Here is a 14,177-nt window from a genome sequence, read left to right on the forward strand (position 1 = left end):
CAAACCTTGACCATCCAGCCCGCCAACGGCGACAGCCGAGCGGCCAAGCCGCGCCGCCGCGACGTCGTCGAGAACGACAAATACGCCGCCTTCATCCGGCGCATCATCCGCGCCTACGCCCGACGCATCGCCACCGGCGACGTCGAAGCCCTCACCGACATGGTCGGACTCTCCAGCCTGCTCGACGAAGCCATCAACGACGCCGTGATCGGCCTGCGCTCACACGGCTACTCCTGGGCCGAAATCGGCCAACGACTCGGCATCAGCCGTCAAGCCGCCCAACAACGCTGGGGAGGCGACGACCGATGACCACCACGACGCTGAGCAGCCCCTTCCTCGACGCGCTGGGGGAGCGCACCGGTATCCGCGTCGACTTCTATGACCCCAGCGGCAGTCGCTACGGCTTTCCCACCTTCCCCTTCCGATACGCCCCCGACGGCCTGGCCACCCGACGCCAACTCCGCGCCGCCGGCCTCTGCCCCGGAGGGCAGGACCCCGTCGCGCAAATCCTCTGGCGGCACCGCCGCCACATCCGCACCGCCTACCTGTACCGGCGCGACCTCGCCGCCCCGAAGCGGACGGCCACCCCGGCTCAGCTCCGGGTCATCGCCAGCATGCTGCTGGCACGTCGCACGTGCCGACACTGCGGGATCACCCGTGACTACTACATTCCCCGCTCCACGGGGGCGTGCCTGACTTGCGAACCGAGAGGCATGTGATGTCCGGTCTTTTCAGCACCGAGCACAGCATCGACGTCGCGACCGACTACTGGACCGACTCACACCGACTCATCGCCGAACCCGGCTGGACACCTCAGCTCATCGAGGTCGGCAGCCGCGCATTCGTCGGATTCGTCGACGAACTCGTCGGCACCATCGTTCGCATTGAAGTCAGGCACCACGACGGCCGGATCGGCGCTCTTGCCCCGACCCGGGGCCGGTGCCCACTGTGCAGCGACAACCGTCAGATCGCGGTATGGCAGTGGGTCTCAGACAACCCGCTCGACGACATCCTCGTCGAACCTCCGTCGCTCAACGACGGCATCGACATCCCTGGCACCTGGTACTACCTGCGGTTGCCCTGCCCGGCCTGCCGGTATGTCGATTACGAACTCAGCCGCAATGACCACGCCGCGGGAGACCAACGATGAGTCTCCACGACCGGCACGACAACACCACAGCACCCGACTGCGTGTGGTGCATCGACGGCATGACTCCCGCGGGCATCCACCCCGAACTCGGCCCCGTCCTGCGGCTGTGCCCGACCCAACGGTGGTGCACCGAATGCGGCGACACCTCCGTGTTCCCCGCCGAATACGAGACCCTCGACGACCGCATCAACGAAATGCTCGACGATCACCTCGCTGCCATTTTCTGCAGCCAGTGCAACGGCATCGCCGCGGTCGTCCCCGTCACCAACGACGGAGGCATCCGATGAAACTGCGCAGGAAACGCGCAACCACCGATAACCCTCCAGCCGCCATCCCCGTCAGCGCCGCCAGCCTGACCGAGGAGTTCGCCACCGAATACGCGAAAAGCGCGGTACCAAACATGCTCAAGGCCATCGACAGCGTCAAACGCTACAACCGCGCCACCCTCATCGGCGCCCTGGTCACCAGTTACCTGCACCAAGCCCACTACCTGGCCACCAAAGGCGCCGGCCTGTTCGCGTACCTACCACCGGCCATCTTCGACACCGCCATGGTCTCCATGCTCATCGTGGTCCGCACCCACGGCATCGCCAAAGACGCCAAACGCTGGGCCATGGCCGTGTTCATCGGCGCAGCCCTGCTCTCCTCCACTGTCAACTTCGCTGCCCCGGGCGACCTCGGCCTGCGCATCGTCTTCGCCCTGGTCGTCGTCCTGGTCATCGGCGTCGAACTCGTTGCCGGACGCATCCGGCCTGACTTCACCGCCATCGACAAGCAGGCCGCCGAACTCCTCGCCGCTGCCGAGAGAATCAAGGCCAACGCGACCGGCGTGCCATCACCGGCCGAAACCGTTCCTACCGCACCGGAGTCGGTCGACGTACCGACCCCGACGGACATCACAGAACACACCGCACCGGCCGTCGTCGAACCCGAGCACACCGACGACGTCCCGGCCCGGCTTGTCTCGGCTGCCCGCATGGTCATCGTCCAGCACCGGCAGACCGCCACCGAACCGATCACCGAGCACGACCTCGCCGCCCGGTTGGGCACCACCCCGGCCGACGCCCGGCACCTGCTCGCCGTCATCGACAACCCGGTTGCCACCCGAATCAATGGCAACACACCCGTCCTCGGCGGTGCCCGATGACTGCTGTCCAAGTCGACGTCCACCACCGGACGCACACCTGCCCGGCCAACCCGGACGAACCACATCCCTACGACACCCGGCGCACCATCGTCGCCGTCAACCCCGGAGGAGCCTGCCGCCGCCCGGTCACCGTCCGCTCCGGTAACACCACTGCTCTTATCGCTTGCGCACGCCACGTGCCCCGCGACCAGCGGTGCCCGGCCTGCCGGATCACCGTCATCGAGCGCACGGTGACCTTCACCCACACCGGCCACCATGGCCAGCAGCAGCCCCACACCGGGACAGCTGCCTGACATGACCAGTTCGACGCTGGACCTCGTGCCCCGGGAGCAGTCCGCCCGGGGTGCGGGATCGAACGCCGCAACCGGTTGGACACCTCCACCAGCCGTATCCTCCGCCGCCGGGCAAGCCCTCGCCCGCGCCAGCCGAGCCGACTACTTCAACTGGCTCGCGCACGTCCGCGCCGCCGCCGGATGCACGCGTCCCGTCCGCCTGTCCGGCTCGCTGCACACCTACGACCGGACCGGAACGCTGCTCGACTCCCGGCACACCGACCAGCTCCCCGACGCCGCCATCTACAAAGCCTGTGGCACCCGGCTCGCCTCGGTCTGCCCGTCCTGCGCCCGGACCTACCAGCGCGACGCCTTCCAGATCCTGCGCTCGTTCCTCGTCGGCGGCAAAGGCATCCCCGCCACCGTCGCCCAGCACCCTGGCGTGTTCGTCACCCTTACTGCACCCAGCTTCGGCACCGTGCACACCCGCACCGTCAAACACCACACCTGTAAGAACCGCAAACGCTGCGATTGCCGACCCGAACCCTGCCACGCCCGCCGCGACCGCGGCCTGTGCGAGCACGGTCAAACCGCCGTCTGCTGGGCCCGCCACGCCGCCGACGACCCCGAGCTCGGCAGGCCGCTGTGCCTCGAGTGCTACGACCACGACCACCACGTCGTCTGGAACCTGCACTCTGGCGAACTGTGGCACCGCACCAAACAAGCCGCCGACCGCTACATCGCTCAACTGTGTCGCATCCGAGGGCTACCCCCAGTCGCCAAGGCCACCGTGGGCGGCAACATTCGCATCGTCGCTCCGGCACAACTCACCCACGGCAAAGCCGCCGAGTTCCAGCGCCGCGCCGTCGTGCACTTCCACGCCCTGGTCCGCCTCGACGGCGTCCATCCGCACGACCCCGACGCCGTGATCGCCCCTCCCGCTGGGATCGACGCCGAGGACATCACCGCCGCTTTCCGCCACGCCGTCGAGACGATCAATTTCACTACCCCGGCACATCCGGCCCGGCCCGACGGCTGGCAGATCCGGTGGGGTGACCCGTACAAAGGCTTCGACGCCCAGGTGCTCACCCTGGCGGGTGACGGCAGCATCACCGACGACATGATTGCCGACCAGCTTGCCAAGGCCGGCTATCTCGCCAAGTACGCCACCAAGAGCACCGAAGCCACTGGTTACTCCTCCACCCGGATCACCGACGACACCGCCAGCCAGCACGACCCCGACGGCGACCACGTCGACCGCCTCGTCGCGGCCTGCTGGCAACTCGGTCACCTGCCCACCGGCTCGGCCCAGCGGATTCGACCCCCAGCGGGCCGACACGAGCGCATCGACGGCACCCCGTTCGGCAAGTCATGGGACTGCCCCGACTGCGGCACCCACACTCGATACCGGGCTTGCCCCGTCTGCGCCGCCGAGCGTCAAGCCCGCCTTGACACCAAACCGGCCAGCACAGCCGCGGCCGCCAACCCTTACCCGCGGCTCCGCCGCTGGGCTCATCGCTTCGGTTTCGCCGGCCACTTTCTCACCAAGACCCGCCGACGTGTGGTGCGCTTCGCCGCACTCCGCGACACCCGCATCGCCTACCGGCGCACTCAGGAGCAGGTCGACGTCGAGTGCGACACCGTCCGTGCCGTCGACCACCAAGGCACGGAAACCACCTTGGTCGTCGGCACGCTGTCCTTCGCCGGGGTCGGCTGGCACACCAACGGCGACGCCCTCCTGGCCAACACCGCCGCCGCCATGGCCCGCGCCCGACACGAAACCGGCCGCGAAGAACTGGCCCACGAACTCGGCTCGGCGTGTCCTTCTTCTGCTGCTCGTGCGGCCTAAACCTCCAGTCCCCCTCACCCCTGGAAGGAGCCATGACCCCATCTGCTGAAAGCACCAACCTGCTCACGGTCGACGAAGCGGCGCAACGGCTCGGCACAGGAGTCCGCTTCGTGCGACGGCTGATAGCGGAGCGGCGAATCCGCTTCTACAAGGTCGGCAAGTACGTGCGGTTCCACCCCGATGATCTTGCCGCTTACATCCAAGACGGCCGAGTCGATCCGATCCGACCGGTAATCACCTACAGGAGGGGAGCACCTACACATGTCTAAGAAGCGCCGCTTCGGCCGCGTCCGAAAATTGCCATCCGGACGCTTCCAAGCGCGCTACCAGGACCCCGATGGGGTCGACCGTCCCGCACCCAGCACCTTCGCCACCAAGACCGACGCCGACCGGTGGCTCAACAAGATCGAAGCCGACATCCTGTCGGGGGAGTGGCGCAACCCCGACGCCGGCCGCATCGCGCTGGGCGGATACCTACTCACCTGGATCGACCACCGCCCCAACCTGCGGCCACGAACCGTCCAGCTCTACCGCTGGCTCTACAAGCGCTACCTGGCGAACGAATTCTCCGGCGTCATGATCGCCGACATCACGCCTAGCCGAGTCCGCGCCTGGCGCGCTGGACTGCTCGCCGAAGGCACCAGCGCCACCATGGCCGCCAAGGCATACCGGCTGCTGCACGCCGTGCTCAACACGGCCCTCGACGACGAACTGATCCGTCGCAACCCATGCCGCATCCGCGGAGCCGGGGAAACCCACACACCTGAGCGGCCTGTTGCCACCGTCGTTCAGGTGCTCGACCTAGCAGGCCGCGTGCCAGCCCGTTTCCGGGCGCTCATCCTGCTCGCCGCCTTCACCGGGCTGCGCTACGGCGAACTTGCCGCTCTCCGGCGCGCTGACCTCAGCCAGGGTCTCGACACCGTCACCGTCCGCGCCACCCTCACTACTCTCAATGACGGCAGCGTCATCTTCGGCCCGCCCAAGAGCACAGCCGGACGTCGGACCGTCACCGTCCCCAGCGCTATCCGCGAGGACATCCGCCTGCACCTGCGCGACTACGTCGCCGACACCGCAGACGCCCTCATCTTCACCGGAGCCAAAGGCGCGGTCCTGCGCCGCTCAGGCTTTCAGACCCAGTCCCGATGGACCCAGTCTGTAACAGAGGCCGGCCTTCCGGGGTTCCACTTCCACGATCTCCGCCATACGGGCAACACGCTTGCCGCAGGCACCGGCGCGAGTCTGGCCGATCTCATGGCCCGCATGGGCCACGGCTCCGCCCGCGCCGCGCTGATCTATCAGCACGCCATCCAGCAGCGCGACACCATGATCGCCGACGCGCTTAGCCTCAGTATCGACGTCGAACGCGATCGGGCACGTAACGGGCACGACCAGCCCAGTGACCCCAGCTAAGACGGAAGGCCCAGACCGGGAGCACGTCCCTGGCCTGGGCCTTCCTCGACGAGCGGGCGACGAGAATCGAACTCGCGTAATCAGTTTGGAAGACTGAGGCTCTACCATTGAGCTACGCCCGCAGCGACCCGTCCTCCGACGGGCCACGGGGTCAGCTTACTGAATCACCCGCCGCCCATGCGAACCGGATTCCCCAGCAGGTGACTCCAGCGCACGCGCGTGGAAGCGGACCGCATACACTGGCCGTCGCCACGGGGTGTGGCGCAGCTTGGTAGCGCACTCGCTTTGGGAGCGAGGGGCCGTGGGTTCAAATCCCGCCACCCCGACTGATACCAACAATCGGCAGCAACAAGGAGTACGCCTGTGAAGAGCACCGTCGAGACTCTGAGCCCGACCCGGGTGAAGCTCGCCATCGAGGTGCCGTTCGACGAGCTCAAGCCGAGCCTGCAGAAGGCGTACCGGGAGATCGGCGCGCAGGTTCAGGTGCCGGGCTTCCGTCGCGGCAAGATCCCGGCCGCGGTCATCGACCAGCGGGTCGGGCGCGGCGCGGTCCTCAACGAGGCGGTACAGGAGGCGATCCCGCAGCAGATCCTGGCGGCCGTGCGCGAGCACGACGTCAAGACGCTGGGCCGCCCCGAGGTCGAGATCACCGAGTTCGCCGACAACGAGCCGCTGAAGTTCACCGCCGAGGTCGACGTCCGGCCCGAGATCACCGTGCCCGACCTGTCGACGATCTCCGTGACCGTCCCGGCCGTCGAGATCGGCGACAACGAGATCGACGAGCAGATCAACGGCCTGCGCGAGCGGTTCGCCACGCTGAAGACGGTCGACCGGCCGGCGGCCGAGGGCGACTACGTGCAGCTCGACCTCAAGGCGACCGTCGACGGCGTCGAGGTGCCCGGCGGCTCGGCGACCAACATCTCCCACGAGGTCGGCAGCAAGCAGCTGCTCCCGGGCCTCGACGAGGTGCTCGTGGGCCTGGTGGCCGGCGCCGAGGCGAACTTCACCACCCAGCTCGTGGGCGGCGACTTCGCCGGCCGCGACGCCGAGGTCGAGGTGACCGTGCGCAGCGTCAAGGACAAGCAGCTTCCCGAGATCGACGACGACTTCGCCCAGCTGGCGAGCGAGTTCGACACGCTCGAGGAGCTCCGCAACGACCTGCGCGAGCGGCTCACCCGGGTCAAGAAGGTCGAGCAGATCTACGCGGCCCGCGACGAGGCGCTCAAGCAGCTCGTCGAGGCGGCGAACATCCCCGCTCCCGAGGGCGTCGTCAAGGACGAGGTCGAGGGCCGCAAGCAGGCGATGACCGACCAGCTCGAGCGGATCGGCGCCACCCTGCAGGACTACCTGACCTCGGAGGACAAGACCGAGGAGCAGATCGACCAGGAGCTGACCGAGGCCGCCGAGGAGGGCGTCCGCATCCAGCTGCTGCTCGACACGATCGCCGACGCCGAGGACGTGCAGGTCTCCGACGACGAGTTCGGCCACGAGATCGTGCACCGCGCCCAGCGGGCCCAGATGCAGCCCCAGCAGTACTACGACCAGCTGGTGCAGTCCGGCGCGGCCGCCGCGGTCTTCGGCGACGTGCGCCGCGGCAAGGCGCTGGCCTCGGTGATGGAGCAGGTCGAGATGAAGGACAGCGAGGGCACCGTGCTCACGCTGGACGACCTGCGCGCCGCCAGCGAGGACGAGCACGCCGGGCACAACCACTGACCGAGCCGGTTTTCACGCGCCCGGGCACGCTGGTGCCCGGGCGCGTGCGCTGTCAGCGAACACCTGCCCGAGCGGGAAGCTGATGCGCAATGGACCGGTTAGGTTGGTCGTACGACGGACAACCTGCCGGCCGTGTTTCTGGCCGACACAGTCAGCTGTGAAGGGCTGCCATGACTGATCTCCACCTTCCCGCGAGCCCCGTGCTCCGCGGTGATTCCCTCAGTGGCAACCTCGACGACTCGGTCTACAACCGCCTGCTGCGTGAGCGGATCATCTTCCTCGGCAGCGAGGTGAGCGACGCGGTGGCCAACCGCATCTGCGCGCAGCTGCTGCTGCTTTCCGCCGAGGACCCCGACCGCGACATCAACCTGTGGATCAACTCGCCCGGTGGTTCCGTCTACTCGGGCATGGCGATCTACGACACGATGCAGTTCATCGACAACGACGTCTCGACCGTCGCGATGGGCATGGCCGCGTCGATGGGGCAGCTGCTGCTCTGCGCCGGCACCCCGGGCAAGCGCTACTCGCTGCCCCACGCGCGCATCATGATGCACCAGCCGTCGGGTGGCATGGGCGGCACGGCCGCCGACATCGCCATCCAGGCCGAGCAGATGCTCTACACCAAGCGCATGTTCCAGGAGCGGGTCGCCTTCCACACCGGCCAGACCCAGGAGCAGATCGAGGCCGACTCCGACCGTGACCGCTGGTTCACGGCCGAGGAGGCCAGGGACTATGGCTTCATCGACAAGGTGATCACCGGGGCGACGCAGGTCCCCGAGGGCGCCGGAACGCTGAACTGAGGAGCTGCAAGATGACAGACCTGACCATGCCCTCCGGGTTCGCGCCGGTGCACAACCGCTACGTGCTGCCCTCCTTCGTCGAGCGTTCCTCGAACGGGATGATGAAGGAGACGAACCCGTACAACAAGATGTTCGAGGACCGGATCATCTTCCTCGGCGTGCAGGTGGACGACGCGTCGGCCAACGACGTGATGGCCCAGCTGCTGACGCTGGAGAGCTCCGACCCGGACCGGGACATCCTCATGTACATCAACTCGCCCGGCGGCTCCTTCACCGCCATGACGGCGATCTACGACACCATGCAGTACGTGCGCCCCGACATCTCCACGGTGTGCCTGGGCCAGGCGGCCAGCGCGGCCGCGGTCCTGCTCGCCGGTGGCACGGCGGGCAAGCGCATGGCGCTGCCGCACTCGCGGGTGCTGATCCACCAGCCGGCCACCGAGGGCGGCTACGGCCAGGGCTCGGACATCGAGATCCAGGCCCGGGAGATCCTCCGCATGCGCACGCAGATGGAAGAGATGATCTCGCGGCACTCGGGCCGTTCGGTCGAGCAGGTCCGCAAGGACGTCGACCGCGACAAGATCATGACGGCCGATGAGGCCAAGGAGTACGGTCTGGTCGACGTCGTGCTGGCCAGCCGCAAGAAGAGCCTGCAGTCGGTCGGCTGAGGCAAGGTGTCAGGGGCCGGCCGGGCAAGTTAGACTGGCCGACCCCTGACACGCCCGTTTTGGGGGGTCGGAGAACGGCACCTTTGCGGGTAACGTCGAGCATGCAGCCTCAGTTACGCGGTTCGGCAGACGATGAGATGGCAACGAGGCGATCAAGCCCTCGTGATCGGGGTCGGCGCTTCAGCCGGCCGATGAGCTCAAGGAGAACGTAGGTGGCACGGATCGGCGACGGCGGCGACCTACTGAAGTGCTCCTTCTGTGGGAAGTCGCAGAAGCAGGTCAAGAAGCTCATCGCGGGCCCCGGGGTCTACATCTGCGACGAGTGCATCGACCTCTGCAACGAAATCATCGAAGAGGAGCTGGCCGAGACCGGCGAGGTGAAGTGGGAAGAGCTTCCCAAGCCGATGGAGATCTGCCAGTTCCTGGATCAGTACGTGGTGGGCCAGGAACAGGCCAAGAAGGCGCTCTCGGTCGCCGTCTACAACCACTACAAGCGGATCCAGGCCGAGTCGAGCGGCGCGCCCGGGGCGGGCAGTGACGTCGAGGTCGCCAAGTCCAACATCATGCTCATCGGCCCCACGGGCTGCGGCAAGACGCACCTGGCGCAGACGCTGGCCCGGATGCTCAACGTGCCGTTCGCCATCGCCGACGCGACGGCGCTCACCGAGGCCGGCTACGTGGGCGAGGACGTCGAGAACATCCTGCTCAAGCTCATCCAGGCCGCCGACTACGACGTGAAGCGCGCCGAGCAGGGCATCATCTACATCGACGAGGTCGACAAGATCGCCCGCAAGAGCGAGAACCCGTCGATCACCCGTGACGTCTCCGGCGAGGGTGTGCAGCAGGCGCTGCTCAAGATCCTCGAGGGCACGGTGGCGAACGTGCCGCCCCAGGGCGGCCGCAAGCACCCGCACCAGGAGTTCATCCAGATCGACACCACCAACGTGCTGTTCATCGTCGGCGGCGCGTTCGCCGGCCTGGACCGCATCATCGAGTCCCGCGTGGGCCACGGCGGTGTCGGCTTCGGCGCGCACCTGCGCTCGATCTCCGAGCGGAACACCGACGACATCTTCAGCAAGGTCATGCCCGAGGACATGCTGAAGTTCGGCCTGATCCCCGAGTTCATCGGCCGTCTGCCGGTCATCACCACGGTCCGCAACCTCGACCGCGAGGCGCTGATCAAGATCCTGACCGAGCCGCGCAACGCGTACGTGAAGCAGTACCAGCGCCTGTTCGAGCTCGACGGCGTGGAGCTCGAGTTCGACTACGGCGCCCTCGAGGCGATCGCCGACCAGGCCATGCTCCGCGGCACGGGCGCCCGCGGCCTCCGCGCCATCATGGAAGAGGTCCTCCTCTCCGTGATGTACGAGGTCCCGAGCAACCCCGACGCCGCCCGCGTGGTCATCACCCGCGAGGTCGTCCTCGAGAACGTCAACCCGACGATCGTCCCCCGCGAGTTCGTGGGCCGCCGCCGTCGCGAACGCGAGGAAAAGTCCGCCTGACGCCCGTCAGCGCGCCCGAGATCTTCCGCCGCCGTTCCTCCTCCGGGAGGGACGGCGGTTCTCATAGGCACCGCCCGCGCCTCCGCCCGGCGCACAGCCCGCTTGCCCGCCCGCCAGCCGCTGGCTCGACGCCCGTCACCTGCCGCTCGGCGATTGCCGCCCGGTGCCTGCCGCCTGCGGGCCGGTGGCTGCCGCCCGGCGCCTGCCGGCCGCCGCCCGTTACCCGCGGCCCGCTGGCCCGCCGACTGCCGGCTCGTCGGTCCGCCGGCCGGATGGCTCGTCACCTCGTCGGCCCGGATCGCGGTAGCCCGGTCGGCTGACTACCGTAAGCCGCACGTGTCCGAACCCGCCGAGCCGAGGGGCCGCGCCGTGCATCCTTTCCGAGCCGCCATCGAGTCCCGCGACGTGGACGCCGCGCTCGCACTCCTCCACGAGGACGTCATCTTCCGCAGTCCTGTCGTTTTCACCCCCTACCGTGGCCGCTTCGCCGTCGACCCCATCCTGCGAGCCGTCATCGAGGTCTTCGAGGATTTCCGCTACACCCGCGAGATCGGCGCTCCGGACGCCTCCGATCACGCCCTCCTGTTCCGCACCCGCGTGGGCGACAAGCAGCTCGAGGGCTGCGACTTCCTCCATTCGGACACCGACGGCCGGATCACCGAGTTCACGGTGATGATCCGCCCCCTCAAGGGCACCCAAGCCCTGGCTGAAGCCATGTCCGCCCGCCTTTCCGACTCAGCCTGAAACCACCGTGATCTCAGGGCCAGGTGCTCACCGGTCGCGTCCGGCCGGCTCGCGTCCCGGGTGAGCGAAGTCTGCTCCGAGCCGGCGATCCCGACCAGCTACTTAGGTACGGGGTCGAGGTGCGTCTTTCGTAGGTTGGACGACGGCGGCAGCGCTCGTAGGCTTCAGACATGCGCGTTGCGGTGTGTCAGGTGAATTCGCAGGCGGACCGGGTCCGCAACCTGCAGGTGGCCCGCGAGCTGCTGGAGCGTGCCGCTTCCGCCGGTGCGGAGCTGGCCGTGCTGCCGGAGTACGTCGACTACCTGGGGCCGGGGGAGAACGCTCCGAAGCCCGAGGGCCTCGACGGGGAGTTCGCACAGTTCTTCGCCGACGCCGCACGCGAGCTCGGCATCTGGGTGCATGCCGGCTCGTTCCACGAGAGCGGGCCCGACGAGCGATGCACCTACAACACGTCCCTGGTGTTCGACCCGCGCGGCAACCTCGCCGCCCACTACCGCAAGATCCACCTGTACGACGTGGAAATCGCGGGACGGGTCTCCTATCAGGAGTCCCGGTCGGTGGCGCCCGGTGACGAGACCAAGGTCGCCGACGTCGCCGGGGTCCGCACCGGCCTGTCCATCTGCTACGACCTGCGCTTTCCGGAGCTCTATCGGCGGCTCGCGGTCGAGGGCGAGGCGCGCGTCCTGGTCGTTCCGGCGGCCTTCATGATGCACACCGGCCGCGACCACTGGGAGGTGCTGCTGCGGGCGCGCGCGATCGAGAACCAGTGCTACGTCGTGGCCGCCGGCCAGATCGGAGACCACGACCCCGGCCGTACGTGTTTCGGCCGCAGCATGATCGTCGACCCGTGGGGAACCGTGCTAGCCCAGGCCCCCGACACCGTAGGGATCGTGACCGCGGATCTGGACCTCGACCGGCTCGAGCACATCCGCACCGAGCTCCCCAGCCTGGCCAACCGCTGGCTCTAGCAGCCGCCCCACGACGGCGCCCTGGTCCGCCGCGCAGTCGCGGCAGATGGGTTGCCCGGGCCCACATCCGGCAGCGGCTCGTGCGTGACGAAAGCGCCGCCAAGGTTGCCGGTTACCGGTTGGCCGTGGCTCCAGCGCCGGTAGGCCAGTAGAGAGTGGGCGGTGCGGTAGCCGGTGGCCCGTGCCCGGACTGTTGGCCAGGTCCCCGGTCGCTGGTAGGCCTTGTCCGGTGTCCGGTGTCCGGTGTCCGGTGTCCGGTGTCCGGTGTCCGGTGTCCGGTGTCCGGTCGCGACGCGCCATGCCCGGTGCCCGGTACGCGGTGCGCGGTGCCTGGTCGCAAACGCTCATGCCCGATGCCAGATCGCCGTAGACCATGCCCGATGCCAGATCGCCGTAGACCATGCCCGGTGGCCCGGTGGCCCGGTGGCCCGGTGGCCCGGTGGCCCGGTGGCCCGGTGGCCCGGTGGCCCGGTGGCCCGGTGGCCCGGTGGCCCGGTGGCCCGGTGGCCCGGTGGCTGGTTGTCGCGGCTTCGTGGTCGGTGGCCGGTAAGTGAGGAGTCGTGGCCCGGTTGACCGTGGCCGGTCGCAGGCCGCCGGCAACTTTGCCCTCCGGCGGGCCGATAGCCCGTCGCTGGCTGTCGGCGCCAGTCTCAGTCGCTGGTTGCTAGTCACTATTGGCGGGCTGCCGGGCGTCGCTCGTGTCCGTCAGTTCTGTGGGCGCCGGCGTGGTTGTCCCCGTCACCGGCGAGCCATCCCGTGTACCCGTCAGAGCCGTGTCAGCGGCGTCACAGGAGCTGCACCAGGTAGCCGACGATCGCCAGGCCGATGACGGCGCCGCCGCTCAGGAGCATGGCTCCGCCCATGCGGGAGGGGCCGCGCTGGAGGAGGCGGTGTGCCGAGACCACGAGCGTGACCAGCACAAGCGTGCCGATCACGAACTGCCCGAAGGGCATGATCATGTCAACGAGCGCGTCGGCCGCCAGCGTCCGGGTAGCTCCCATGCGCCCACTCTTTCACGCCGTGCGGCGGTTTCGGGCTGTCTCGACGCTCGCCGGGGCACGGGGGTCGATTTGCATGTGCGGCACCGGGTCGCGTAACTTCTTCTCTGCCCGAGGGAAACCCGGACGAACGACGCGAAAGCGACGCTCGGACGGCGCTCCGGAGGGTGCGCGTTATCCTGGATGACGTGGCCGGGCGGAGCCGAGCAAGGCGACTTGCGCAAGCGAAACCGACCGGGTAAGGTAGTCAAGCCAGCGGGAACCGGGCAAGCAGATCACCAAGTGATCGTCGGCCGGCCGCGAGGCCACTCTCACGAACTACCCGCCGAACAGCGGGTGCGAGTCGTGGGGCAAACTGGGCGATGCGAGCAAGGACTTAGGACTTGCGACCGCGAAGTCGACCAGGTAAGTTTGAGCGGTTGCCCCGGAGCGGTTGGCCGGGTGTGGTTGTTCTTTGAGAACTCAACAGGGTGCTTGATAAGCCAGTGCCAAGAATGATTTACCCCTGGCTTGTCCTTCGGGATGAGCTGGATTCCTTTGGCAACTTTTTGTTGCCGGGACGATTGTTCAACAAGTTTTTGTTGGAGAGTTTGATCCTGGCTCAGGACGAACGCTGGCGGCGTGCTTAACACATGCAAGTCGAGCGGAAAGGCCCTTCGGGGTACTCGAGCGGCGAACGGGTGAGTAACACGTGAGTAACCTGCCCTCAGCTTTGGGATAACCCCGGGAAACCGGGGCTAATACCGGATATGACTTCCTTCCGCATGGTTGGTTGTGGAAAGTTTTTCGGCTGGGGATGGGCTCGCGGCCTATCAGCTTGTTGGTGGGGTGATGGCCTACCAAGGCGACGACGGGTAGCCGGCCTGAGAGGGCGACCGGCCACACTGGGACTGAGACACGGCCCAGACTCCTACGGGAGGCAGCAGTGGGGAATATTGCACAATGGGCGCAAGCCT

At 67.8% G+C, this 14,177-nt stretch carries 16 protein-coding genes, 2 tRNA genes and 1 rRNA gene (1 of these 19 only partly in view); 17 read left to right on the forward strand and 2 right to left on the reverse strand.

Going from position 1 to position 14,177, the window contains the following annotated elements:
• The first annotated feature begins 12 nt into the window (after positions 1 to 12).
• The 9 genes from ACSNN8_RS19825 to ACSNN8_RS19865 are packed head-to-tail and all read left to right on the forward strand — an operon-like array spanning position 13 to position 5,828.
• Positions 13 to 309, forward strand: a complete 297-nt coding sequence (locus ACSNN8_RS19825; RefSeq protein WP_436650768.1) for a hypothetical protein — start codon at positions 13 to 15, stop codon at positions 307 to 309.
• Positions 306 to 719 (forward strand): RRQRL motif-containing zinc-binding protein, encoded by a 414-nt coding sequence (locus ACSNN8_RS19830; RefSeq protein ID WP_436650697.1) that lies wholly within the window; start codon positions 306 to 308, stop codon positions 717 to 719. Before ACSNN8_RS19825 ends, ACSNN8_RS19830 begins: the two co-directional genes overlap by 4 nt.
• A complete protein-coding gene (locus ACSNN8_RS19835) occupies positions 719 to 1,150 on the forward strand; it encodes a hypothetical protein (RefSeq protein ID WP_436650698.1) in 432 nt (143 codons plus the stop codon). Before ACSNN8_RS19830 ends, ACSNN8_RS19835 begins: the two co-directional genes overlap by 1 nt.
• The gene (locus ACSNN8_RS19840; RefSeq protein ID WP_436650699.1) at positions 1,147 to 1,437 is read left to right on the forward strand and encodes a hypothetical protein; all 291 of its coding nucleotides are present in this window, start codon (positions 1,147 to 1,149) and stop codon (positions 1,435 to 1,437) included. Before ACSNN8_RS19835 ends, ACSNN8_RS19840 begins: the two co-directional genes overlap by 4 nt.
• Before the next feature lie 44 nt (positions 1,438 to 1,481).
• Entirely contained in the window at positions 1,482 to 2,297 is an 816-nt protein-coding gene (locus ACSNN8_RS19845) for a DUF2637 domain-containing protein (protein WP_436650769.1), read from the forward strand.
• A complete protein-coding gene (locus ACSNN8_RS19850) occupies positions 2,294 to 2,590 on the forward strand; it encodes a hypothetical protein (protein WP_436650700.1) in 297 nt (98 codons plus the stop codon). The genes ACSNN8_RS19845 and ACSNN8_RS19850 overlap by 4 nt, the downstream gene beginning before the upstream one ends.
• Position 2,591: 1 nt before the next feature.
• Positions 2,592 to 4,418 (forward strand): replication initiator, encoded by a 1,827-nt coding sequence (locus ACSNN8_RS19855; protein WP_436650701.1) that lies wholly within the window; start codon positions 2,592 to 2,594, stop codon positions 4,416 to 4,418.
• A gap of 32 nt (positions 4,419 to 4,450) precedes the next feature.
• Positions 4,451 to 4,687 carry a helix-turn-helix domain-containing protein gene (locus ACSNN8_RS19860; protein ID WP_436650702.1) on the forward strand — a complete coding sequence of 79 codons (237 nt, stop codon included), beginning with the start codon at positions 4,451 to 4,453 and terminating at the stop codon, positions 4,685 to 4,687.
• Entirely contained in the window at positions 4,680 to 5,828 is a 1,149-nt protein-coding gene (locus tag ACSNN8_RS19865; RefSeq protein WP_436650703.1) for a tyrosine-type recombinase/integrase, read from the forward strand. Before ACSNN8_RS19860 ends, ACSNN8_RS19865 begins: the two co-directional genes overlap by 8 nt.
• Before the next feature lie 51 nt (positions 5,829 to 5,879).
• Here the strand turns inward: ACSNN8_RS19865 and ACSNN8_RS19870 are convergent.
• Positions 5,880 to 5,950 (reverse strand) — tRNA-Gly (locus ACSNN8_RS19870).
• A 130-nt stretch (positions 5,951 to 6,080) separates the two neighbouring features.
• On the opposite strand from ACSNN8_RS19870, the gene ACSNN8_RS19875 reads away from it, so the two are divergent.
• From ACSNN8_RS19875 to ACSNN8_RS19905, 7 genes are all read left to right on the forward strand, one after another.
• Positions 6,081 to 6,154, forward strand: a tRNA-Pro gene (locus ACSNN8_RS19875).
• A 37-nt stretch (positions 6,155 to 6,191) separates the two neighbouring features.
• Positions 6,192 to 7,541: a trigger factor gene (tig, locus tag ACSNN8_RS19880; RefSeq protein ID WP_436650704.1), complete on the forward strand. Its 1,350-nt coding sequence runs from the start codon at positions 6,192 to 6,194 to the stop codon at positions 7,539 to 7,541.
• 170 nt (positions 7,542 to 7,711) lie between these two features.
• Complete coding sequence (locus ACSNN8_RS19885; protein ID WP_436650705.1) at positions 7,712 to 8,341, forward strand: ClpP family protease; 630 nt, start codon at positions 7,712 to 7,714, stop codon at positions 8,339 to 8,341.
• Between the two features lie 11 nt (positions 8,342 to 8,352).
• The gene (locus ACSNN8_RS19890; RefSeq protein WP_436650706.1) at positions 8,353 to 9,009 is read left to right on the forward strand and encodes an ATP-dependent Clp protease proteolytic subunit; all 657 of its coding nucleotides are present in this window, start codon (positions 8,353 to 8,355) and stop codon (positions 9,007 to 9,009) included.
• A 212-nt stretch (positions 9,010 to 9,221) separates the two neighbouring features.
• Positions 9,222 to 10,511: an ATP-dependent Clp protease ATP-binding subunit ClpX gene (clpX, locus tag ACSNN8_RS19895; protein ID WP_436650707.1), complete on the forward strand. Its 1,290-nt coding sequence runs from the start codon at positions 9,222 to 9,224 to the stop codon at positions 10,509 to 10,511.
• A 336-nt stretch (positions 10,512 to 10,847) separates the two neighbouring features.
• Positions 10,848 to 11,255 carry a nuclear transport factor 2 family protein gene (locus ACSNN8_RS19900; RefSeq protein ID WP_436650709.1) on the forward strand — a complete coding sequence of 136 codons (408 nt, stop codon included), beginning with the start codon at positions 10,848 to 10,850 and terminating at the stop codon, positions 11,253 to 11,255.
• A gap of 170 nt (positions 11,256 to 11,425) precedes the next feature.
• Positions 11,426 to 12,223 (forward strand): carbon-nitrogen hydrolase family protein, encoded by a 798-nt coding sequence (locus ACSNN8_RS19905; RefSeq protein ID WP_436650710.1) that lies wholly within the window; start codon positions 11,426 to 11,428, stop codon positions 12,221 to 12,223.
• Positions 12,224 to 13,008: 785 nt separating this feature from the next.
• Here the strand turns inward: ACSNN8_RS19905 and ACSNN8_RS19910 are convergent.
• The gene (locus ACSNN8_RS19910; RefSeq protein WP_436650711.1) at positions 13,009 to 13,224 is read right to left on the reverse strand and encodes a hypothetical protein; all 216 of its coding nucleotides are present in this window, start codon (positions 13,222 to 13,224) and stop codon (positions 13,009 to 13,011) included.
• A gap of 575 nt (positions 13,225 to 13,799) precedes the next feature.
• Here ACSNN8_RS19910 and ACSNN8_RS19915 point away from each other — a divergent pair.
• Positions 13,800 to 14,177, forward strand: a 16S ribosomal RNA gene (locus ACSNN8_RS19915) (it continues 1,138 nt past the right edge of the window).

This window comes from Actinoplanes sp. URMC 104, from assembly GCF_051386375.1.
Classification (GTDB): domain Bacteria; phylum Actinomycetota; class Actinomycetes; order Mycobacteriales; family Micromonosporaceae; genus Actinoplanes.